Origin of the sequence: Alicyclobacillus sacchari, assembly GCF_004366795.1 — a bacterium.
GTDB lineage: Bacteria > Bacillota > Bacilli > Alicyclobacillales > Alicyclobacillaceae > Alicyclobacillus > Alicyclobacillus sacchari.
In genome coordinates, this window is sequence record NZ_SORF01000004.1 from 58253 (window position 1) to 80464 (window position 22212).

Below are 22212 nucleotides of genomic sequence, written 5' to 3' on the forward strand. Positions count from 1 at the left end.
TTCTCGAGCCCAACACCCATCCTTAGGTGAAGCTCCATCCGTCATCTGGAAATATGCAATAAAGTAAGGATGCTGAATCCGTGGTTGCCTGCGTTGTAGCCTATGAGAAAGCCACAATAGGCAAGCCAGACAAACCACACGCAAACCGCAGCGGAGGTCAACCAGCCACGCCCTTTTTGAGCGCGCGAAACGCGTGACCGCCAAACCAAGAGTGCGATGGCCAAAATACCTAACACTATGCCCAAGATATATCCTGAGTTCATGTATCAGGATCGCCCGCCGGTCCCGTGCGTCGCCGTGCTGCGCAGCGTCGGCAAGATTCTGTCGGGGCGCAACGTACGAACAGGCGTATGCGTCGACTCGTCAGTTGGATCAAACCGTTCCAAGAAGTCGACGACCTCTTTTGTAACAGCGGTTGGTGTGCTGGCACCGGAGGTAACAGCCACCTTTTTCGCGTGAAGGATCCATTCTGGGCGGATTTCCGTAACATCAGCCACACGGTACGCTTGAACCCCTGCAATTTCCTCAGCCACCTGGGCCAAGCGATTGGAGTTGTTACTACGAGGATCACCGACGACGATACAGACGTCCGCCTCCCCCGCTTGTTCTGCAACAGCTTGCTGACGGGTTTGCGTGGCTAGACAAATCTCGTTATGGACTTCCGCTGTTGGGTACTTCTGCACGACCAACTCCGTCAGTTCGCGCGTATCCCATTGGCTCATCGTCGTCTGATTGGTCACGACAATCTTGTCTGTCGCAAGCGCCAGGTCTTCGACATCGGCCGCACTCTCGACCAGATGCACGCGCCCTGGTGCAACCCCAATCGCTCCTTCCGGTTCAGGATGGCCGCGCCGACCGATATATACGATTTCATACCCAAGGGCCGTCTTTTCACGGATCAACTCATGTGTACGATTCACATCCGGGCACGTCGCATCGATGACGCGCAGGCCTTTTTCCAAAGCCCGCCGCTTGACCTCCGGCGATACGCCATGCGCCGTAAAAATCACCGTACCAGAATCGACCTTTTCCAGAAGCTGCAGCCGATCCTCGCCATCGACGGTTATCACACCTTCGCGTGCAAACGCATCGACCACATGCTGGTTATGCACAATCATGCCTAAAATATAAATAGGCCGAGGAAGCCGCTTGTCTTCCGCGGCTCGTTTCGCAATTACCATGGCATCCACCACGCCATAACAGTACCCACGCGGTGTGATTTTGAGGACCTCCATCGTCACGCCCTCCTTTGCTGACTTTATCATACACCAAAGTGGACTTTGGCGGCAGGATCGCCCCACAACACCGTCTGTGATCAACGTTGACCCGAATGACGCCACTGGTGCAATAACTTTTGCTTAAGATCCCAAAGCGTCTGCGAGAGATCGACATGGTACTCGTGCGGATTCAAATGCCGTCGAATTTCCGACGAAAACGCGTTTAGCTGCTGTTCGACGCGCGTTTGAATAGAACGCAGAGGCGGCAATTCATAGACCAAGTCGCCACCGATAAATATAGGAACCAGCAGTTCTTCGATCTCGTAGTTCTGCACCACTTTGCGTTTGTACGTGTGAATAGGGTGGAACAACTCCAGGGGCTGCGACGGATCATACTGCTCCTCAGCCAGCGCGATGAGATCCGCCACTGCAGCACCATCCACGTACAGGCGAAGCACCTTCTTCTTTCCCGGATTCGTCACCTTATTCGGATTCTCCGAAATCTTGATGCGCGGCTCCAGGTGGTCGCCAAATTGTTGTGCAACCAGCTTGTAGACGCACCCCAAAGCGGGACAATCCGTGCTGGTGATAAGCCGTGTACCGACACCCCACGAATCGATCTCGGCACCTTGCGTCAGAAGGTCGCGGATCGTGTATTCGTCGAGATCGGAGGAAGCAATAATTTGAACGTCCTCAAGACCTGCGGCGTTCAACATCTGGCGGGAGCGCTTCGACAAATATGCGAGATCGCCGCTGTCGATGCGAATGCCCTTCAATGATTGACCGACTTCTTTCATCGCGAGGCCCACGCGAATGGCGTTGGGCACGCCGCTGCGCAATACGTCGTACGTGTCGACGAGGAGCACCGTATTCTCCGGAAACGCCGCACGATACGCCTCGAACGCCTCCAATTCGGTGGGAAAGCTCTGTATCCAACTGTGCCCTTGCGTACCGGCTACCGGGATGTCATAGGCCTTGGCCGCCAACACATTGCTCGTCGCCACACAGCCGCCAATGAATGCAGCGCGCGTTCCGAACACCGCTGCATCTGCGTTCTGCGCCCGCCTGAGGCCCATTTCGATCACGGCGCTGCCCGGATGCTTGACATTTGTCTGTGCGGCCTCGACAATACGCCGAGATTTCGTCGCAATCAGGCTTTGATGATTGACAAACGTGAGCAGCGCGGATTCAATCAACTGCACCTCAGCGATGGCTCCCTCGATCCGCAGAAGTGGCTCGTTTGGGAACACGACCGTCCCTTCGGGGACCGCATATACGTCACCGCGAAAACGGAAACCGCGCAAATACCCGAGAAAGTCCTCGGAGAACATGTCCAACGAGCGCAAATAGGCGAGATCGTCCTCTGAGAAGTGCAGTTGGTGCAGGTACCACACGACCTGTTCCAGCCCTGCCGCAATGACATAGCCGTTGCCGCATGGGTTTTTCCGATAAAACAAATCAAAAACAACCCTTTGCTCGTGCCTGCCAGCCTTAAAGTGGCCATACATCATGGTCAATTGGTATAAATCAGTCAATAAAGCCAGATTTCGATCGCGATACACAGGCAAGGCCCCAATTTCCTCAACCCGTTGCTGTGCCCGCTCCCGTTCATTCGACACTTCGTTCATCTCCAGTACTGTGTTGCAAGTTCTCATGGCTTCATGATGCGTGCCACTTCGTGCAGCACCGCTGCATCGGATCCGGCCGCCACGTCCCGTGCCGCAAGTGTATACGGCTGTTCGTCAAGCGTCTCTATGACCCCGCCTGCCTCAGCCACCAACAAGGCGCCTGCCGCGATGTCCCAGGCGTTTAGATCGAACTCCCAAAAAACATCAATACGACCAGCGGCTACGTATGCCAAATGCAACGCCGCCGCGCCGAGTGTCCGCAAGCTCTTCACGCGGCCGATCAGCCCTGCCGCCACCTGCATCATGCGCTCTCGTTCCAGGTGGCGGACAGGCATCCCTGTCGCCATGACTGCACGCCGAAGTTCCCCGACGCCGGAAACGGACATGGCTCTTCCCGGGAATTTCGCTTCGGGCTGTGCGAGCCACGCTTGCGCGTCGACTTTCGAGCATACATGTGCACCGCCGCCACGCACGGCGAAAAACACCTCGTCTCGATATGGATCAAAGACGACGCCTGTTTCGAGCTCGCCACTGCAGGCATACGCAATCGACACGACCGACAGCGGCAGGCCGTGTACAAAGTTCGTCGTTCCGTCGAGCGGATCGACAATCCATAAGTGCTCCTGCTCGGTACATGCGGCAAGCGCCGCCACCGCCGCATCGCGCCCCGGCGCGACTCCCTCTTCGCCAAGTACGCAGTGTTCCGGGAAGGACTTCCGGATCTCGTCGCGAATCGCCGCTTCGCAAGCGCGATCGACATCTGTCACAACGTCTGCCAAAGACGACTTCGTCTCGACGACGAGCTCCGTCTGATAACGCGCGGTCATCCGTTCACCCGCAGCCAGCGCCGCCCGTATCGCTGTACCGAGAATTGCTGATTGTGGCACATCTGCCATCCAAGTTACAATCCCTTCTGCAACATCGCGAACTTTATTCGTCTTTAAAGCTTCTCCAATCGAGCTTAGAATCGGCTAACATTTCTTCAAACGAAACATCGTCATCGTCCGCCGGATCGAACAGTTCCGCGAACGACAAGTCCGGATTCTCTGCCAACCGCTCCGTGGCAGGGCGCCGTTTCGCCGCTTTCGCCTTCTTATGTGCCTGCGGCACATCCGGCCGCGCTTGCGCTTCCTCGACCAATGCGTTCTTCAACGCGGCCAAGCGTGTCGCGACATCGGACTTCATCGCATCGCGCAACAAGAACGACTCGGCTTCGTCCCCTCGTTTCGCAGACTCCCGCTTGGGCTTTGGATCCATCCGATCCGCCGCATACACCGGCTTGTCATCCGCGAACGAATCATCTTGCTGCCTGCGCTTACGCGCTTGCTTCCCCATCACGCCTCACCTTCAGCTTTCCCACGACCTTGTAGCCACTCGGCTAGGTACGCCTTCTCCTCATCGACGACCGCCGGGTGTGCCGCCAAGTAATTGCGCAGGACTTCATCCTCGTAAGCCGGGTGTTGAGGATCTAGTCCCACCTGTGCAATGTCCGCTGTCAATCGCCGATCATAAAGCACAGACCAAATCTCGGCGCCATCAACCAGCTCACGCTGCAGCATCTGCATATAAATCCCGTCGTCTGCATCGCCGTCCTGCCGAACATACATGTACATCTCGTAATCGTCAAACGCGTGCACCCAATCCAGCGGATCAAACGTGCGCACATCTCCCACCTCTGATATGCCGGCCCATGGCGACGAATCTGGTGCCGGCATCTGCTTATGCACGTGAACTTGTGCACCCGATTTGCTACAATACCGATAGTTGTGCTGTAAAACAACCAGCAACACTTGGGGGGCGTTGTCCGTGCGTCGGTTTTTTTGGGTACTCTTCTTTGTCGCGTTGGTCGTCGTCGCTGTCGAAACATTTATCCCGCGCAGCGCATAACGCCAACGGCGAAGGCGAACCGAACGTCCTTATAGGTTAGCGAGTCCAAGCGCTTCACGGACCTTCGGTTCGACCTTGGCAAAGCCCTTGTCACCTGCGGCTCGAAATGTGAGCGTACCGTCATTGCCAAAGACAAAAAAAGCGGGCGTGTACTCGTTGCTGAACGCATTTGCCAGCTTGTGCCCGTTGTCGATGGCACATGGCTGGGTGATGCGGTACCGTTCGATGTCGGCTTGCACTCGCGAAATATCCGTGTCCTCTTCCATTCGTGGCATGTGCACCGCGATGGTCACGAGCCCATGCTCCGCATATTCGTCGCGCAAGCGCAGCACCTCTGGCATGGTTTCGTGGCAAATGTGGCACGAAACGGCCCAAAAATGAACCAAAACCACCTTCCCCGCTTCGATGTTTGGCTCACCGTTTATCCATTCTGTTGCACCGGCCAAGGGGGGCATCTCAGTTCCCAGCCGCATCGGCATACAAATAACCTCCTCACGTAAAACATCCCCGGATGAAACATCGTCTACCGTTGACGAAGTCACTGCATATGCAAAAGGAAGTTCTGACATCGTCAGAACTCCCCGCCGTAGTCCGAACCGTATTATACGGACAGCGTCTTGTCACCAGGCTTCCAGTTGGCAGCACACATACCACCGGCCTGTAAAGCCTCCAACACGCGCAAGGTCTCATCGACGCTGCGCCCGACATCATTGTTGTGCAAAACTTGGTACATCACGGTGCCGTCCGGATCGATGATGAAAAGTCCGCGCATCGCTGTACCAGTCTCTTCGTCAAGCACCTCGTAGCTCCGCGAAACACGCTTCGTAAAATCAGAAGCAAGAGGGTAGTTCAAACCGCCAAGGCCATTCTGTGTGCGTGGTAACTGAATCCAAGCCTTATGACTATGTACGCTGTCCGTGCTTACGCCCAACACCTCTGCATCGAGGTCATGAAACTCTTGGATACGTTCGTTAAACGCCATGACTTCTGTCGGGCACACAAACGTAAAGTCCCCCGGATAGAAGAATAGAATGAGCCATTTACCGCGATAATCCGACAGCTTCACGTGTTCCGCAAGGGTCTCCATGTTTTTCGTTGAAAGCATGTCAAAATCGGGAGCTGGACGACCGACCAATGGCATTTGAGAAACCTCCTTTTTGCTTGTTTACGAAACAAAGGCGACTCGCGCTGGAAAAACTGGCGAAAGGCCTCCGTGCTGATTATACTAAGCATAAGATGGCCTTTCAAACTGGAGACAGCAAAGAAGGGAGCAACTCAAATCATGGAAACCTACCGCTCAGACTCGTGGTCCAACGCCCACTTTCGGGTGAAAGACGCACTGGCGGCGTTGCTCAACGAAATGCGCGATTGCGGCTACAATCCAAGCCTGCATATCTCATACGACGCGAATGAACATCACTTGCTCGTCGATCCGGTCATCCTGCACAAACACCCTTCCATCAAGCGGGTATACCTCGAATACTTGGACGCTTGCCACGCACGAGATACAGCAGTTGAAGACATTCAATCGCTCCCCAAACTCGACCTCGGGTTTACCAACTGAGGATGAAGATGATACGCGACGAGGTGCCGCTTCTCACATTTGAAGCGGCACCTCGTCGTGCATAACATCGGCCAAGCTGAGCGCGTCCAGCGCCCGCGTGATGGCAGCCGTCACTCGCACCCAGACGCTACGCGCATGGCAACCGACGAACAAATCACACGTTGACTCGGAACTGTCCGCCTCGCCAACGCAGGCGATGGGCGCCAGTGAACCCTCCAAAACACGCACCAACTCGCCAATGGAAATATCCTCCGCCGGGCGGCTTAAATGATAGCCCCCATTGACGCCACGAACGCTGGTGACCAAATTGGCCCTGCGCAACTTCGCCATAATTTGATCCAAAAAAGGTTCAGGTATCGATTCGGCTTCGGCAACCGCCCGCAAGGGAACAGGCCGATCGACGCCAGCCATCATCGCCAGGGCCACCATCGCGCGCAAGCCATATTCGGTTCTGCTCGAAATTTTCACCGAATCTCCCCTATCTCACGGCTGGGCGAACAGACGCCGGATCGACTGAGGCCATCAGGCCTCATCGTCGATCCATACCTCGTCTTCTCGAACCTCAACCGGGTATGTTGCCAGTGGAATCACACACGGAAAAGCGGTTGGCTGTCCTGTGCGAACATCAAACTTGCCACCATGCCGCGGGCATGCCACGATATGCCCTTCGAGCCTACCTGCAGACAGCGACTGTGCGGCGTGCGTACACACGTCCGAGGTCGCGAAAAATCCGTCTTCTGTGTGATACAAGGCGATATCTTCGTCTTCGAGCGCAACTTGCATCATCTCGCCAACTGCGAGATCGGTGACCTTGGCTACCTTAATCCAAGCCATCAACCAATCGAACCTTCCATTTCAAACTTGATCAGCCGGTTCATCTCGACGGCGTACTCCATGGGCAACTCGCGCGTGAACGGCTCGATGAAGCCCATCACAATCATGCGCGTCGCATCTTCCTCGGAAATGCCGCGGCTCATCAAATAGAAAAGCTGCTCCTCACTCACCTTCGAAACAGACGCTTCGTGTTCCAGCGTGACGTCGTCGTTCATGATTTCGTTGTATGGAATGGTGTCCGACGTCGAATTGTCATCCAGGATCAGCGTGTCACACTTAATGTTGGCCTTAGCGCCCACAGCACTCGGCGAAAAGCTCGCAAGACCGCGATACGTGGTCTTCCCACCGTGCTTGCTGATAGACTTTGAAACGATGGTGGACGTCGTATTCGGTGCATTGTGCACGACCTTTGCCCCTGCATCCTGATGTTGACCACGGCCAGCCACCGCGATCGACAGAACCATCGCCTTCGCACCTTCGCCCTGCATGTATACGGATGGGTATTTCATCGTCAGCTTCGATCCGATGTTGCCATCGACCCATTCCATCGTTGCATCACGATATGCGACGGCGCGCTTGGTCACGAGATTGTAAATGTTCGGAGCCCAGTTTTGGATCGTCGTATAGCGGCAACGACCGCGATCTTTGACGATGATCTCAACCACGGCACTGTGCAGCGAGTTGGTGCTGTAGACGGGTGCCGTGCAGCCTTCGACATAGTGGACAAAGCTGTCCTCGTCAGCAATGATTAACGTGCGCTCGAACTGCCCCATGTTCTCCGAGTTGATGCGGAAGTACGCCTGCAATGGCACTTCGCAACGAACACCCTTTGGCACGTAAATGAAACTGCCGCCGCTCCACACCGCACTGTTCAGCGCGGCAAACTTGTTATCTTCTGGCGGCACGACCGTCCCGAAATACTCTTTGAAAATCTCGGGGTACTCGCGCAATGCCGTATCCGTATCCGTGAACAGTACGCCCATCTTTTCGAGATCTTCGCGCATCGAATGGTAGACGACCTCGGACTCATACTGCGCAGAAACGCCCGCCAAGAACTTCTGCTCCGCCTCAGGAATGCCAAGGCGATCAAATGTGTTTTTAATTTCTTCGGGCACCTCTTCCCACGTCTTACCCTTTTTTTCCGATGGCTTGACGTAGTACGTAATGTCGTCAAAATCGAGCTCGCTAAGGTCGCCGCCCCACTTCGGCATCCCCTTCTCCAAGAAAATCTCAAGCGAACGAAGCCGAAAATCAGTCATCCAGCCAGGCTCGTTCTTCATCATCGAAATCTCTTCAACCGTCTTCCGGGTCAGCCCCTTTTCGAACTTAACCACCGAAACGTCCTTGTCTCGAAAGCCGTACTGATACTCTTCCATATCCGGCAACGGTTTGGCCATTTGGACGTCCTCCTTTTATATCGTAAATCTATACGCTATCGACCTATTGACTCTGAATCATGCCTTGGCTTCGCCATCGGCTCCGCTCGCTTCGGCTGCGCGCTCGAGCGCCTGCCATGCGAGTGTTGCACACTTGATGCGCGCCGGAAACTTTGAAACGCCTTGCAACGATTCCAACTCGCCAAGTTGGTCGAGATCGGCCGGCTCACCCTTCACCATTTCACGAAATGTTTGCGCCAGCTGCAAGGCTTCCGGAATCGACTTACCCTTAATGGCGTCTGTCATCATCGAGGCCGACGCCATCGAGATTGAGCAGCCGCTGCCGCGAAAACGAACGTCCTTTACGACACCGTCCTCCACCAACAGCTGCAGGCGAATTTCGTCGCCGCAGCTTGGATTCCGCAAGTCGACCGCGATCGCGTCATCGGCGAGCTGCCCCTGGTTGCGTGGGTGCTGATAGTGGTCCATGATCACCTGACGGTACAAATCATCCAATTGCATGGCCAAAGAACTCCTTCGCCTGTTTCAGGGCTGCCACAAAGGCATCGACATCATCTTCTGTGTTATATAGATAAAAGCTCGCACGTGCAGTCGCGCCAACGTTCAAGATGCGCATCAAAGGTTGTGCACAGTGATGTCCGGCACGCACCGCGATACCTGCAGCATCCAGCACCGTCGCGACGTCGTGCGGATGTACACCATCCAGGTTAAACGTCACCAGTCCCGCCCGCGGTTTGCCTGGACCTGGTCCGTATACGGTCACACCATCGATTTCCTCCAAACGACGAACGGCGAGATCTGCCAAATGGGCGTCGTGCTTGGCGATCTCCTCCATGCCAATACGGCTCAAGTAATCGACAGCTGCTCCGAGCCCAATAGCGCCAGCGATAATCGGTGTTCCGCCCTCAAACTTCCACGGCGCCTCTTTCCACGTCGATTCATGCAACTCAACGACGTCGATCATCTCTCCGCCAAAATATGTTGGTTCCATCTCGGCGAGCAGCGACGGTTTCCCATAAAGGACTCCGATGCCTGTCGGCCCTAACATTTTGTGCCCAGAAAACGCGAGAAAATCACAATCCAGTTCCTGTACATCGGTCGGCATGTGTGGAACGCTTTGCGCACCATCGACGACGATCACAGCACCATGTCGATGTGCGATTTCAGCTATCTCACGCACCGGATTCACCGTGCCCAACACGTTTGACACATGCGCGATCGCGACGATTTTCGTGCGATCCGTCACAGCCGCCTCGACATCTTCCAAGCGAATGGTCCCGTCTTCCTGTAACGGCAAATAGCGCAACGTCGCGCCGGTTGCACGCGCTGCCTGTTGCCAAGGGATCAAGTTGCTGTGGTGTTCGCTTGGCGGCAGCACAATCTCGTCGCCCGCCTGCAGGCGGGCGCGCGCATAACCGTGTGCCACCATGTTAATCGATTCCGTTGTCCCGCGTGTAAACACAATTTGATAAGGTGACGGGGCGTTGATAAAACGGGCGATTTTCTCACGCGCCCCTTCGTATGCCTCGGTTGCTCGCGTGCCAAGCGTGTGCACGCCACGGTGAACGTTTGAATTCTCGCTCTCGTAATACCGGCGAAGCACATCAAGAACTTGGCGCGGCTTTTGCGAGGTCGCCGCGTTGTCCAGATAGACAAGCGGGTGGCCGTTAATTTTCTCTTGGAAAATCGGGAAATCGTCCCGGATCGCCAGCGGGTTCATCGGCTAAGCTCCCTTTCGATACGCGCCACAACCAAGTCCCGCATCGGCTCACTCGCGAGAGATTCGACCGTGTCGTGCAAATAGCCCCAGATGATCATCTGCACCGCGATCGACTTGGGAATGCCGCGCGACATCAGATAATAAACCTGTGTGGGATCGATTTTGCCCACACTCGCGGCGTGTCCACAGCGCTGCACGTCGTTTTCGTCGATGAGCAGCATTGGGATGGCATCCGCGCGCGCCGTACCATCGATCATGATCATGCGATCGTGTTGCTCACTGCCTGCCCCGACCGCACCCTTGACGATTTCCGTGCGGCTGCGGAAAATCGTGTTCGCCTTGTCGCGCAAAACACCGTGCATGACGATCTCGCTCTCCGTATGCCGCCCCACGTGCCGCATGCTTGCCGTCAATTCGACGTGTGAGCGACCGTGACCCAGTCCGACGACGCGAGCCAGGCCTTTCGCGCCCGGTCCGAACAACTCGTTTTCCACCAGTTCCACACAGGTTCCGTCGCTCGTGTCCGCAACCGTCCAAAGGACGTGAGCATCCTTGTCAACCCGTGCACGGCGCGTCACAAAGTGCGTGGAGCCACGATGGAATGCGTCCGCTGTGGACACTTGCACGCGGCTGTCCGCCATCGCCACAATCTCCAACACATGGCTATTGACGACTTTTGCACCGGCCGCTGCCGCGAACACCGTCTCCGCATATCGAATATCGGCAAGTTCTCCCGCAATCACGAGACTGCGCGAATAGGCGCCCGCTTCGCCGCCAGTCCAGACATAAATCGTTTCAAATGGAGCCTCCATGTGCGTCCCTTTCGGTGCATAGAGAAACACACCGCCGGCAAACAGCGCCTGATTCAACGCGGTCCACTTGTTTTCGTTCGCAGCAACCACCGTTCCAAAATTCGCCTTCCACAGCGTTTCCGCCTTTTCTGGCGCCTCGTGGATGGTGCAATATGTCACCCCTGCCGCTTTCGCTTCCTCGCTCAAGCGAAAGTCGATGGGCAGTCCGTCGACGAACAGCGCATACGAATGCTGTAAACGATCAATATACGCCTGAACTTCCGCAGGGACTTTGCCAACCTGCTCGGAAAACGATCCGATCTCCCACGTCAATTTGCGCAAATCCGTCTTTTCGACATAAGGCTGTGGCAATTCCTGAAATGTCCGCCAAGCCGCTTCCCGCAGCGCCAGCAAAGACGATGGTTCGCCCAACGCCTGGGCGACGCGGTGAACATGGCTAACAGCCGTATTGACTTCGCTCATCCCGCGTCCCCCCTTATGCTTCGACCTCGACGGTCTCGTCTTCGATGCCAAGTTCCTTCTTCAACCAATCGTAACCCTTCGCCTCCAGCTCTTCCGCCAACTTGGCATCTCCCGAACGCACGATCCGCCCTTGCATCATGACGTGCACATGATCCGGAACAATATAGTTGAGCAAACGCTGGTAGTGCGTGATGATCAAAAAGCCGATATTCTCAGAACGCAGTTGATTGACGCCATTTGCGACAATCTTCAACGCGTCGATGTCCAGGCCGGAATCGATCTCGTCCAAAATCGCGATACGCGGCTCCAACATGGACATCTGGAGGATTTCGTTGCGCTTCTTCTCACCGCCGGAAAAACCCTCATTCAAATAGCGCTCGGCAAACGACGGATCAATATTCAAAGCCTTCATCTTTTCTTGAAGTTTCCGATGGAACTGCAACACGGGCAGTTCGTTGCCCTCTCCGCGCCGCGCATTCAATGCCTGACGAATAAAGTTTGCATTCGAAACCCCTGGCACTTCTGCCGGGTACTGCATGGCCAAGAATAGACCGGCACGAGCTCGCTCATCGGTCGACATCGCGAGGACGTCTTCGCCGTCGAGCACGACTTCACCAGCGGTCACTTCGTAGTGCGGGTGCCCCATCAAAGATGAAGCCAACGTGCTTTTGCCCGTTCCGTTTGGCCCCATAATCGCGTGGATTTCACCGCCGCGAATATGTAAATTCAGACCCTTGAGAATTTCTTTGCCTTCTACACTGACATGCAGGTTCTGTACACGAAAATCAGGTTTCCCCACCTAGACCAACCTCGCTGTTCATCTATAGAATGGTTCACGAATGTTGACTCCGAAAGTCATCTTTCTCTCACAAGCGTAGCATAAAAGCGAGAAAATGCAAGGGAACACGAAAACTTCCCATGGAAAAACCGGGCGGCATGAGGCAAATTCCTGCCGTCCGGTTTTCACACTCACAAACCCGCTCTTGCGAAAGGACTGTCAAAACAGGTACTTAAAAACCAATTTGGCCTCTTCTGACATCATTTCCTTGTCCCATGGCGGATCGAACGTCAATTCGACGTCCACTTGCTCGACCCCTTCGAGTAGCGAGAGCTTCTCAATAATCTCTTCTTTGATATCGTCAAACAGCGGGCATCCCATTGTCGTCAAGGTCACCGTCACCTTGATTTTTTTGCCGCCTTCCAAAATGTCGATACCATACACCATACCCAGATTGACGATATCAATCTGAATTTCTGGATCAAGAACGTCCATTAACATATTGCGCACAACTTCTTCAGTGACCATGTTGCCCCCCCTCTCATGCATCGCCATTGTCCCAGAGCGCTGCCTTACAGCAAACTGTCGATTGGACTGTACGACAGCTGTAAAGCATCCGCAACCGCCTGATACGTGACATGCCCCTTGTACACGTTGACGCCGCGTGCCAAGGCCGGATCTGTCCGCAAGGCCGCCTCTGTACCAGCAGCTAACCGCAAGGCATACGGCGCTGTGGCGTTCGTCAAGGCAAGCGTCGACGTCCGCGGTACCGCGCCCGGGATGTTGGCAACCGCGTAATGCAGTACGCCATATTTTTCAAAGACCGGATTGCTATGCGTCGTAATGCGATCAATCGTCGCGATGGATCCGCCTTGGTCGATCGCGACATCCACCACAACGCCGCCGCGATTCATCTGCTGCACCATCTCGTCCGTGACGATCTTCGGCGCCCGCGCACCTGGAATCAACACCGCTCCAACGAGTAAATCCGCCCCGGCGATATGCTCGCGCAAATTGTACGGATTCGACATCACCGTGCGCACGCGACCGCCAAACAGGTCGTCCAACTCGCGCAAACGCGCTGGATTGTTATCGAACAATGTCACATCTGCACCCATGCCGACTGCGACGCGCGCCGCATTTGTGCCGACGATGCCACCCCCGACGATCACGACGCGGGCAGGCGGTACTCCGGGTACGCCGCCCAGCAACACACCGCGCCCCCCGTGGGCCTTCTCCAGAAAGTGCGCGCCGATTTGTATCGACATTCGCCCGGCAACTTCTGACATTGGTGTCAGCAAGGGCAGTGAGCGGTCCGCCAACTGGACCGTTTCGTAGGCAATGGCCGTGACACCAGACTCCATCAGGGCCCTCGTCAATTCCGGTTCAGGAGCCAAATGCAAGTATGTGAACAGCACCAAATCCGACCGGAAATATGCATATTCTACCGACTGCGGTTCTTTCACCTTCATGACCATCTGTGAGGTCTTCCACACCGTCTCTGCATCTGGAACAACCGTCACACCCGCAGCTACGTAATCCGCATCGTCAAAGCCACTGCCAAGGCCCGCACCTGCTTCGATCCGTACATCGTGCCCGGCCACCACCAGCGCGTGTCCCGCGGCTGGCGTAATGGCAACGCGGTTTTCGTTGTCTTTGATTTCCTTCGGTATACCTATAATCACGTGCATTCTCCCCCTGGCCGCGAACAGCCTGTACAACAAGCAGCCGAGCCTGATTCTCCTCGTCTTACGACTCCAGTGTACTGACCTCCACCGCCAAACGCAACGAAGGCAGGTTTAGGCCTCTTGGTCAGGGGTGGCGACCCGGCGTGATCGAACTCTTCGAGCTCGCGGCTGCGTCGCCTCCGCCAGGTCGTCCTGATGTTCAATAATCCACTCTTGAATGCGCTTGACGTCGCTTGGACCAATGCGCCAATTGCGATCCTGGAACACAAAGGATTCCCCCGTCAGGTCGCTCGCCAGAGCATCGACAGCCTGGCGAATGTACGAGACAGGCACATGCAACATCTCCGCCAGTTCGGAGATAGAAAAACGCGTAGTCACAGAGCGTCACCTCAACTAGGACTGTACAAGCGGCGCGTCAACCGCCATGACGTGTGGCGTGCGGCTGAAAAAGTCGGACTGGTTCGTCGACAACACGCGAAAAGCGACCTGAACATGTTGACCGGGTTCGACCACCGCTGGCCAACTCTGCCCCGGAATTTCGGGTGTCATGTGGAACAAGAAGCGAATGCTATCTGCGGCCAGAAAGCTATCGTCCGCCTGCTTAGAAAACCAGATCACAGCACGCGTCTGGCGCAGATCGATGGGCGCACTCGTATGGTTCCACAACGTCGCATTCACCTGAACAGACTGCCAATTGGCGCCCGGAACCGTCGGGCGCGGCGCCAGCTGCACGTTCGTCACGTCGAGACGGCTCTCCCTCCAAATGGTATCCGCCTGATGCGACGGCACCGTTTGCGCTAAATAGAACACCAAGTGAGGCGTTTCCGCAAGTGCCTGCGATCCACCGGCATGCGGCCCTGATGGGTGAAATCCCCACTCGACGCTCTGGCCCGGCAGTATCGCCGCACTTGGCGCGTTGACGAACGTCAACCAGTTTTCCGTACTTGCCCCTTGCGGCGTAAACGAAAGCACCCCAAAGACATCTGGCTCCAGGATCGGATGTTTGGATAGATTTTTCAACGTCGCGATCACGCAGGAGTTTTTCGGCTCCCCGGGAAGCGTTCCAATGCGGACATTCGTGATCGCAATCGGCGCTTTTGCGAGAGGAAATGCGACCGTCGCGGCGGAATGGAAAAGCGACTGCCGACGTGCCGGTTGCTGCTCTTTGGACATGGGTGCCGTCAAGGTGAGCGTCAGCGCGATGGCAACACAAGCGGCAAGTGCGCCCATCGTGCTGACGAAGGCCCAACGCGGCCGCAGCGTTCGCCTTTCTGACCGTTGCGCCCTGACGGCGGCCAGGACGTTGTCCTTGAGCTCCGGGCGAAACGGCACGTCGGCTCGGCCTTTCATCCTCTCGCGCAAGTTGTTGTCATCATCGTTCATCGTCCTTCTCCCTCCCTTGTCAACGCCTTCTGTAATAGCAGACGGCCACGGTGCAGCCGCGTGCGCACCGTTTGATCGGTAATGCCGAGCACGGAAGCGATCTCGGCACTCGATAGGTCATTGCCGTAGTACAGTTCGACGACTTCGCGGTACATCTGCGGCAGATTGCGTACCGCCCGCCAAACTTCGTCCCGCTCCAATCTCTCCTCGACGATATGCGCCGTATCATGGGTAACAGGCAAGCTTGTCAACACTTCGCCACTGTCGATCAATTCGTGGCGAGCGCTCCACGAGCGCAAGACATCCTTGGCTCGATTGGCCGCAATGGCGAGCAGCCACGTCTTGATGGAACTTTGCCCTTGAAAGTTCGCGTAGTTTTGCCAGGCGCGCAAAAATACGTCCTGTGCGATGTCTTCCGCCTTGTGATAGTTGTGAACATAGGAATATGCAAGGCGAATGACGTCTTGACCGTATGCGTCCATCCACTGCTCGAGCAACGCCGCATCCGGCAGCTCTGCCGAGCTCCGTCGACGCATCTTTCTCATGTTCATACCCCTTCAAACGCCACTTCCCTACCCGTTTGACGAAGCCACTGAGCGGAACGTGACACGCGGTTGATTGTTCGGTAAAACGTGCTACACTTGCCAACAGACTCGATTTATGATCGGAGGACATTATGTACCCGCTTGCGCGATTCATCTTGTTTCGGCTGACAGCGGAACAGGCTCATCATCTTGTGCTTGACCAACTGGCCAAACGCCCCACACTCGCGAAGCTGGCCGCACCGGCCTGGGAGCCTTCGCCCCGCCTTTCCCAGGAGGTGCTTGGCCTCTCCTTTGCGCACCCGGTTGGGCTCGCAGCCGGCCTGGACAAAGACGCCATCGCCGTCGATGGCCTGTTCCAATGTGGTTTTTCTTTTCTGGAAGTGGGAACGGTGACGCCGTTGCCACAACCCGGCAACGAGAAACCTCGATTGTTTCGTTTAAAGTCGGATGAAGCGCTGATCAACCGCATGGGATTCAACAATCAGGGCGCAACGAGCCTAGCCTGTCGACTGCGTGCCATAAAAACGCGACGGGGCCCGATTGGAGTGAACATCGGCAAAAATAAAATCACCCCAAATGACCAGGCGATTTCCGATTATGTGAAAGCATTCAAAGCCGTCGTGGACGGCGCAGACTATATCGCCGTCAACATCAGTTCACCCAATACTCCGGGGTTGCGAGATCTGCAAAGCGTGACCTTTTTGCTTGATCTCCTCGCCGCCATCGAACCTGTGCGTGCGGTCCGCAATTTGCCCGTCTTTGTGAAAATTTCACCCGATCTCGCCGATGAAAGCGTGATCGAGATTGGACAAGCCTTGGCAAATTCGCCGTATGCGGCGAACCTTGGTCTGATTGCCACAAATACCACCATTGAGCGCGTCGGCCTGACGAGCAAAGAGCAAACCGAGACCGGAGGTTTAAGCGGCAAGCCCCTTGCCGACCGCTCGACGGCCGTCGTGCGCCTGCTTGCCGGTGCCGTCGCTCGGAAATTGCCGATTATCGGTTGCGGCGGTATCTTCACTGCGGCTGATGCCTATGCCAAGATTCGAGCTGGCGCCAGCCTTGTGCAGATTTACACCTCGTTTATCTACCGCGGACCGCAAGTTGTTCGGGAAATTGCAGAAGGGCTGGACGATCTGTTGAAAGCGGACGGCTTTACCCACATTCAGGAGGCTATTGGCGCGGATCTTCGGTCCTAGCAAGTACTCGTTGCAGGCCGCAGCATACTTTCCTGCGGCCTCCACATGTTCAAATACCCGCCACTTAAAAGCCCACCGTGTGGTATCCTCCATCGACATGAATGACTTCGCCCGTAATGCCTTTGCTCAAGTCGCTCACGAGAAACGCCGTTGCGTCCCCCACCTCTTCCGCAGTCACGTTGCGCTTCAAGGGCGAACGTTCCTCGACGGCGTGCAGCACATCGTTAAAACCACGCACACCTTTGGCCGCAAGGGTGCGAATCGGGCCCGCGGAAATGGCGTTCACGCGAATACCGGCAGGGCCGAGATCGGCAGCCAAATAGCGCACCGCGGACTCGAGCGCCGCTTTGGCCACGCCCATCACGTTGTAGTTGGGAACCGCCCGCTCCGCTCCCAGATAGCTCATCGTCACAATGCTGCTGCCCTCGGCAAGCAAGGGGCGAGCCGCGCGGCTGACGGCGACGAGCGAATAGGCGCTGGTGCTGTGTGCAAACCAGAAGCCATCGCGCGACGTCTGAACAAACTCGCCTTGAAGATCTTCCACGCGCGCATGGGCAATGGAGTGCACCAGCCCGTGAACGCGATCCGTACGGCCCCCAATTTCGGCAAACGCCTGCTCAATGGACGCATCGTCGTTGACGTCGCATGGAACAATACAGGGCTCCATGTCCGGAAACGCGTCGGCACACAGTTTTTGCAACTGTTCACCAGCGCGGTCACTGCGGTATGTAAATATCAGATCGGCACCCAGGCGTCGAACGGATTCCGCCACGGCCCAAGCGATGCTGCGGCGATTGGCAACGCCCATGATCACGACGGTCTTTCCTGCCAGCAAAGTCAAACGGATCTTCCTTTCACTACAAATCTTCCTCCATGTATACCATCTATGCGGACAACGGTAAACAGCGGAACTCAGATTTTCTCGCTTGGCTCACTGGAAATTTGGAAATTGCCAAGCTTCTGCGCTACAATATTAGAGGATTTTGATCTGACTTTTAAGGAGGTTTGCGCAATGGCATACCAACTCCCACCTTTGCCGTACGCCTTCGATGCGCTGGAACCGCACATCGATGCCCTGACGATGGAGATTCACCATGACCGTCACCACGGTACGTATGTGACGAATGTCAACAAGGCTATCGAGGGTCACGCGGATCTCGAATCGAAAACCGTCGAGCAACTGATCAGCAATCTCGACGCTGTGCCAGAGAATATTCGCACTGCCGTCCGCAACAATGGCGGTGGCCATGCGAATCACAGTATGTTCTGGCAGCTTCTTTCACCCAACGGCGGCGGCGAGCCAACCGGCAAACTTGGCGATGCCATCCGCCAAACGTTTGGCAGCTTTGATGCCTTCAAAGAGCAGTTCGCAGCTGCTGCGGCTGGCCGTTTTGGCAGTGGCTGGGCTTGGTTGGTCGTCGACAATGGCAAGCTGGCCATCATGAGCACACCGAACCAAGACAACCCCCTCATGGAAGGCAAAAAGCCTGTGCTCGGGCTCGATGTTTGGGAGCATGCGTACTACCTCAAGTACCAAAACAAGCGCCCAGATTACATCGCCGCTTTCTGGAACGTCGTCAACTGGGATCAGGCCAACAAAAACTACGAAGCCGCACTTGCCTAACCGCTTTGCGATATACATCGGCAAGCAGCCACCGTCAGATAGCAGACGGTGGCTGTTTTCGTTCGGTAGACCACACGTATCCTCCAGGCTCATGGGAGATTTTGAAACGGGCACACTATCCTTCAAATGAATTTCGCCACCGCCCCAAATTCCACGCGTTCGGGGTTCAACAGTATCCCCTGTAGGAGGATTCATCCATGAGCGTATTGACCATTCTTCGCAATGCCCGCATATTTGCTCCGAAAGAAATGGGTATTCAGGACATACTACTCGGCGATCGGCATATTCTCGCCATCGGTCGCGATTTATCGCTACATGGCAGTGTCGACGTCGACGTGATCGATCTCGATGGAAAGTACGTCTTCCCTGGCCTGATCGATCAACACGTACATATGGCTGGAGGCGGCGGCGAAGGTGGCTTTCACTACCGAACACCGGAAATCTCCCTCTCCCACTTGACCGTTGCAGGCGTCACCACGGCTGTGGGCGTGCTTGGCACAGATGGGGTAACCAGAAGCACGAAAGAACTTCTAGCCAAAGCGAATGGCCTCGATTTTGAAGGCATTACGACCTACATCTACTGCGGCGCCTATCAGGTTCCAACGCGGACCATCACCGGGACGCCGCGCTCGGACATCGTGCTCATCGATAAAGTCTTGGGGGTCGGCGAAATCGCCATCTCTGACTCTCGGTCGAGCCACCCGGACGAACAGGAGATTGCCGAGCTCGCATCCGAGGCTCATGTCGGTGGCCTGCTTTCCGGGAAAGCTGGCGTCGTGCACTTTCACCTGGGCGACGACAACGACCACTTGGATTTATTGCATCGCGTTGCAGAGCGTACACAACTGCCGCGAACGGTCTTTGTTCCGACACACCTCAATCGCAACCCCGGCCTCTTGGAGGCTGCTATCGAGTGGGGAAAGGCTGGCGGCCTTTGCGACGTCACATCCGGCATTCGCCCGGACGATCACGACCATATCTCCGTGAAACCATCGAAGGCGATTGTCAAATTGCTCGATGCTGGCGTGCACGAGGCCTATATTACGATGAGCTCGGACAGCAATGGCTCGTCGCCTATCTTCGACGAACAAGGACAACTCGTCGCCATGGGGATTGGGAGCGTCGCGACGCTCTGGGAGGAGACGGCAGACTTGATTCGCGAGGAAGGAATGCCCGTAACACAGGCCATTTCATTCGTCACGCGCAATGTGGCACGCGTGCTGAAGCTTCGCCATAAAGGGAAAATCCAGCCTGGTTGCGACGCGGATTTGGTCATCTGCGATGAGCAATTCCAGATTGAACGGGTGTTTGCAAAAGGGAAATCCGTTGTCGAGGATGGCAAACCGACAGTCTTTGGCACATTCGAGGACGCATCCCGCGTGCCTGGCTCACCCGACTCGCGCAAGCAAGCAGGCACACGGGACGATCGGCGCGATCGTCCGATGATTGACCCATCTCGAGAAGACGATGACGCGTTTCCTGACCGTAATGAACGGCAGCAGCAGTCGCGTCGTCGCCATTACTGCTGCTAAAGTTTTGTTCTCAGGCGCGGTAGCGGATCATCTGTAGCACCTCTTCGCGCATCCGCGCATCTTCCTCATAGCGACCGCGGGCAGCCAGGGTCATGGTACGGCTGCCCGGTTTGCGTATACCGCGCATGTTCATGCACAGATGTTCCGCATCGACAACCACCAATACGCCTTCGGCCTGCAATTCGGTGGCCAACACATCCGCAATCTTGTTCGTCATTCGCTCTTGCACTTGTGGACGTTTCGCGACGACATCGACAAGGCGAGCCAATTTGGAGAGGCCTGTCACAACATTCGCATGTGGCAAGTACGCGACGTGCGCCGTTCCAAAGAACGGGAGAAGATGGTGCTCGCACATCGAATAGAACGGAATGTCCCGCACCAATACCATCTCGCCATGTTCGACGTGAAAACGTGCGCTCAATTCTTCCCTTGGGTCTTGGTGCAACCCTGCAAAGATTTCTGCGTACATGCGCGCGACACGAGCGGGCGTGTCCAAGAGGCCTTCCCGATCCGGATCTTCCCCGACCGCTTCCAGGATGGTACGTACGGCCTGTTCGATGCGAGCCATATCGATCCGAGGCTTGTCCAACGCGAATATCGCCTCCTGCTTATCATTCGTGTCAACATGAGACGTCGTCACTGTGTTACCTCCCTGTCCAATCCCTGCATCTGCGGCCGTGGCCAGTCCATGCCAGACGGCCGCATGTTCGTAACGTTAAACTGGCGAACAGTCTACACCACTGTCCGGAAATTGAACAGTGTTATACAATCCGCCCCACAGCTTCACCTGTGCGACATAGGAAGCTGCCGGACAACTTGCGTAATATGCGATGTATCCCTTGATATTCGATCCCGACACCTCCGGTTTGTTGCCAGCGATGGGCGCGATCGCAATAAACGCCGGGATATCCAACTTCGCGAGCTGGTAGGTCGAATACTGCCATTGATTGGCATAAAACGCGACCTGCAATTCGCTGTTGACGCTTTGCACACCTGCCGCAAAACCGTTGATGAACGACTGAAAATCCGCGGCCGTGGTCGCAGGACTATTGTATCCTTCAGGGTCCAAAATCACAAAGTTTGGCCGTCGTGAACCGGGATATTTTGCAATTTGCTGCGCTGCGTAGACACCGCCTTCGTACCCGGCTTGGTAAAAAGTCGTTCCAGATTGCGGCCAACTTACCGTCCAGAACGACAGCCACCACGCGTGTGAACCAGATGCCGCCAACGCCTTGGCGACCAGCACGTCGGGTTGGTTTGCCAAGGTGTGTGTATATGGACTCGTCTGCGTACCCAAGGCCGCCGTCACGCCAATACCCGGCCATCCCTGTTGCAAGGCGGTCATGACTTCGGCCTCTGTCGTAAACGAAGCGTACACTCCGACTGAGGGAGCTGTCACCTGTGACGTTGGGTCTATGGATGTCGTGTTGACGGCAACGGTTGTTACGCTTGGCGAGGCTCCCCGTACGCAAACGCTCTGCGGAACCTCTTGCTGTGGCAGTGATGTATATCCCCGCGGGAACGTCCCGTGTACCGCATAGTACGCCAGCATAACCGCAAGCGTCAGGCTGTCCAAACTTGTGTAACCCGCCGCATTCACCAAATAGTTGGCCCGCGCCTCGGCAATGCCCCTGCCACTTGGCTCCAGCTCAAATGGCGTGTGACCTCCGGCCATTGCCGCCGGGTTCGACCAGTCGCATGGATTGTAGTAGAGAGAATAAAGAGCGGCTCCCCCCACCGCAATCACCAGAGTTGAGGCATTAGCCGCCATCTTCCAAGCCGTTTGAAAATTGCCCGTGCAGTTTGCGTACGGAATGCCCGCGATGTCTGCAGCCGCAAAACATTTCACCAGATCCCCCGTCGTTGCGGCATACAGGTAGACGTGACTCGCACTGACTGTCATGACACGATCTCCTCTCCCCCATGTGTTGGATACGCACCC

Annotated in this window: 26 protein-coding genes; 4 read left to right on the forward strand and 22 right to left on the reverse strand. The window is 55.9% G+C overall.

The window, feature by feature from the left end:
- Positions 1–266 precede the first annotated feature (266 nt).
- The 7 genes from C7445_RS05250 to C7445_RS05280 all read right to left on the reverse strand — a co-directional run bounded on the left by C7445_RS05250 (position 267) and on the right by C7445_RS05280 (position 5873).
- On the reverse strand, positions 267–1235 hold the full coding sequence (locus tag C7445_RS05250) for a 4-hydroxy-3-methylbut-2-enyl diphosphate reductase (RefSeq protein WP_134159005.1): 969 nt from the start codon (positions 1233–1235) through the stop codon (positions 267–269).
- Between the two features lie 80 nt (positions 1236–1315).
- A complete protein-coding gene (locus tag C7445_RS05255; RefSeq protein WP_134159006.1) occupies positions 1316–2845 on the reverse strand; it encodes a nicotinate phosphoribosyltransferase in 1530 nt (509 codons plus the stop codon).
- A gap of 23 nt (positions 2846–2868) precedes the next feature.
- Positions 2869–3741, reverse strand: a complete 873-nt coding sequence (locus tag C7445_RS05260; protein WP_134159007.1) for an inositol monophosphatase family protein — start codon at positions 3739–3741, stop codon at positions 2869–2871.
- A gap of 34 nt (positions 3742–3775) precedes the next feature.
- Positions 3776–4180, reverse strand: a complete 405-nt coding sequence (locus tag C7445_RS05265) for a hypothetical protein (protein WP_134159008.1) — start codon at positions 4178–4180, stop codon at positions 3776–3778.
- A complete protein-coding gene (locus tag C7445_RS05270) occupies positions 4180–4572 on the reverse strand; it encodes a hypothetical protein (RefSeq protein WP_134159009.1) in 393 nt (130 codons plus the stop codon). Before C7445_RS05270 ends, C7445_RS05265 begins: the two co-directional genes overlap by 1 nt.
- A gap of 189 nt (positions 4573–4761) precedes the next feature.
- Positions 4762–5211 carry a redoxin domain-containing protein gene (locus C7445_RS05275; protein WP_134159010.1) on the reverse strand — a complete coding sequence of 150 codons (450 nt, stop codon included), beginning with the start codon at positions 5209–5211 and terminating at the stop codon, positions 4762–4764.
- A gap of 122 nt (positions 5212–5333) precedes the next feature.
- Complete coding sequence (locus tag C7445_RS05280; RefSeq protein ID WP_134159011.1) at positions 5334–5873, reverse strand: peroxiredoxin; 540 nt, start codon at positions 5871–5873, stop codon at positions 5334–5336.
- A gap of 141 nt (positions 5874–6014) precedes the next feature.
- Between C7445_RS05280 and C7445_RS05285 the strand changes: the two genes are divergently transcribed.
- Positions 6015–6296, forward strand: coding sequence for a hypothetical protein (locus tag C7445_RS05285; protein WP_040289799.1), 282 nt, complete (start codon positions 6015–6017; stop codon positions 6294–6296).
- 33 nt (positions 6297–6329) lie between these two features.
- Here C7445_RS05285 and C7445_RS05290 read toward each other — a convergent pair whose 3' ends face one another.
- From C7445_RS05290 to C7445_RS05345, 12 genes are all read right to left on the reverse strand, one after another.
- Positions 6330–6764 (reverse strand): RrF2 family transcriptional regulator, encoded by a 435-nt coding sequence (locus C7445_RS05290; protein ID WP_134159012.1) that lies wholly within the window; start codon positions 6762–6764, stop codon positions 6330–6332.
- A 54-nt stretch (positions 6765–6818) separates the two neighbouring features.
- On the reverse strand, positions 6819–7130 hold the full coding sequence (locus C7445_RS05295; RefSeq protein WP_134159013.1) for a non-heme iron oxygenase ferredoxin subunit: 312 nt from the start codon (positions 7128–7130) through the stop codon (positions 6819–6821).
- Positions 7130–8527, reverse strand: a complete 1398-nt coding sequence (gene sufB / locus C7445_RS05300; RefSeq protein WP_006447378.1) for a Fe-S cluster assembly protein SufB — start codon at positions 8525–8527, stop codon at positions 7130–7132. The genes C7445_RS05295 and sufB overlap by 1 nt, the downstream gene beginning before the upstream one ends.
- A 57-nt stretch (positions 8528–8584) precedes the next feature.
- Positions 8585–9028 carry a Fe-S cluster assembly sulfur transfer protein SufU gene (gene sufU, locus C7445_RS05305; protein ID WP_134159014.1) on the reverse strand — a complete coding sequence of 148 codons (444 nt, stop codon included), beginning with the start codon at positions 9026–9028 and terminating at the stop codon, positions 8585–8587.
- Positions 9015–10247, reverse strand: a complete 1233-nt coding sequence (locus tag C7445_RS05310; RefSeq protein ID WP_134159015.1) for a cysteine desulfurase — start codon at positions 10245–10247, stop codon at positions 9015–9017. The genes sufU and C7445_RS05310 overlap by 14 nt, the downstream gene beginning before the upstream one ends.
- Positions 10244–11521 carry a SufB/SufD family protein gene (locus C7445_RS05315; RefSeq protein ID WP_134159016.1) on the reverse strand — a complete coding sequence of 426 codons (1278 nt, stop codon included), beginning with the start codon at positions 11519–11521 and terminating at the stop codon, positions 10244–10246. The genes C7445_RS05310 and C7445_RS05315 overlap by 4 nt, the downstream gene beginning before the upstream one ends.
- 13 nt (positions 11522–11534) lie before the next feature.
- Positions 11535–12320, reverse strand: a complete 786-nt coding sequence (sufC, locus tag C7445_RS05320) for a Fe-S cluster assembly ATPase SufC (protein ID WP_134159017.1) — start codon at positions 12318–12320, stop codon at positions 11535–11537.
- Positions 12321–12518: 198 nt separating this feature from the next.
- Complete coding sequence (locus tag C7445_RS05325) at positions 12519–12827, reverse strand: metal-sulfur cluster assembly factor (protein WP_134159018.1); 309 nt, start codon at positions 12825–12827, stop codon at positions 12519–12521.
- A gap of 44 nt (positions 12828–12871) precedes the next feature.
- Entirely contained in the window at positions 12872–13984 is a 1113-nt protein-coding gene (gene ald / locus C7445_RS05330) for an alanine dehydrogenase (protein WP_134159019.1), read from the reverse strand.
- A 114-nt stretch (positions 13985–14098) separates the two neighbouring features.
- A complete protein-coding gene (locus C7445_RS05335; RefSeq protein WP_134159020.1) occupies positions 14099–14365 on the reverse strand; it encodes a hypothetical protein in 267 nt (88 codons plus the stop codon).
- Between the two features lie 15 nt (positions 14366–14380).
- Positions 14381–15370: a hypothetical protein gene (locus C7445_RS05340; RefSeq protein WP_134159021.1), complete on the reverse strand. Its 990-nt coding sequence runs from the start codon at positions 15368–15370 to the stop codon at positions 14381–14383.
- Positions 15367–15915 carry a sigma-70 family RNA polymerase sigma factor gene (locus C7445_RS05345; protein ID WP_243834974.1) on the reverse strand — a complete coding sequence of 183 codons (549 nt, stop codon included), beginning with the start codon at positions 15913–15915 and terminating at the stop codon, positions 15367–15369. Before C7445_RS05345 ends, C7445_RS05340 begins: the two co-directional genes overlap by 4 nt.
- Positions 15916–16046: 131 nt before the next feature.
- On the opposite strand from C7445_RS05345, the gene C7445_RS05350 reads away from it, so the two are divergent.
- On the forward strand, positions 16047–17114 hold the full coding sequence (locus tag C7445_RS05350) for a quinone-dependent dihydroorotate dehydrogenase (RefSeq protein ID WP_134159023.1): 1068 nt from the start codon (positions 16047–16049) through the stop codon (positions 17112–17114).
- Between the two features lie 64 nt (positions 17115–17178).
- Here C7445_RS05350 and fabI read toward each other — a convergent pair whose 3' ends face one another.
- Positions 17179–17955: an enoyl-ACP reductase FabI gene (gene fabI, locus C7445_RS05355; protein ID WP_134159024.1), complete on the reverse strand. Its 777-nt coding sequence runs from the start codon at positions 17953–17955 to the stop codon at positions 17179–17181.
- A gap of 171 nt (positions 17956–18126) precedes the next feature.
- Between fabI and C7445_RS05360 the strand changes: the two genes are divergently transcribed.
- Positions 18127–18738: a superoxide dismutase gene (locus C7445_RS05360; RefSeq protein ID WP_134159025.1), complete on the forward strand. Its 612-nt coding sequence runs from the start codon at positions 18127–18129 to the stop codon at positions 18736–18738.
- 197 nt (positions 18739–18935) lie between these two features.
- Positions 18936–20270: a beta-aspartyl-peptidase gene (gene iadA / locus C7445_RS05365; protein ID WP_134159026.1), complete on the forward strand. Its 1335-nt coding sequence runs from the start codon at positions 18936–18938 to the stop codon at positions 20268–20270.
- A gap of 10 nt (positions 20271–20280) precedes the next feature.
- Here iadA and folE read toward each other — a convergent pair whose 3' ends face one another.
- Both folE and C7445_RS05375 read right to left on the reverse strand, forming a co-directional pair.
- Positions 20281–20838 carry a GTP cyclohydrolase I FolE gene (gene folE / locus C7445_RS05370; protein WP_208320849.1) on the reverse strand — a complete coding sequence of 186 codons (558 nt, stop codon included), beginning with the start codon at positions 20836–20838 and terminating at the stop codon, positions 20281–20283.
- 147 nt (positions 20839–20985) lie between these two features.
- Complete coding sequence (locus tag C7445_RS05375) at positions 20986–22173, reverse strand: hypothetical protein (protein ID WP_134159028.1); 1188 nt, start codon at positions 22171–22173, stop codon at positions 20986–20988.
- Positions 22174–22212: the final 39 nt, after the last annotated feature.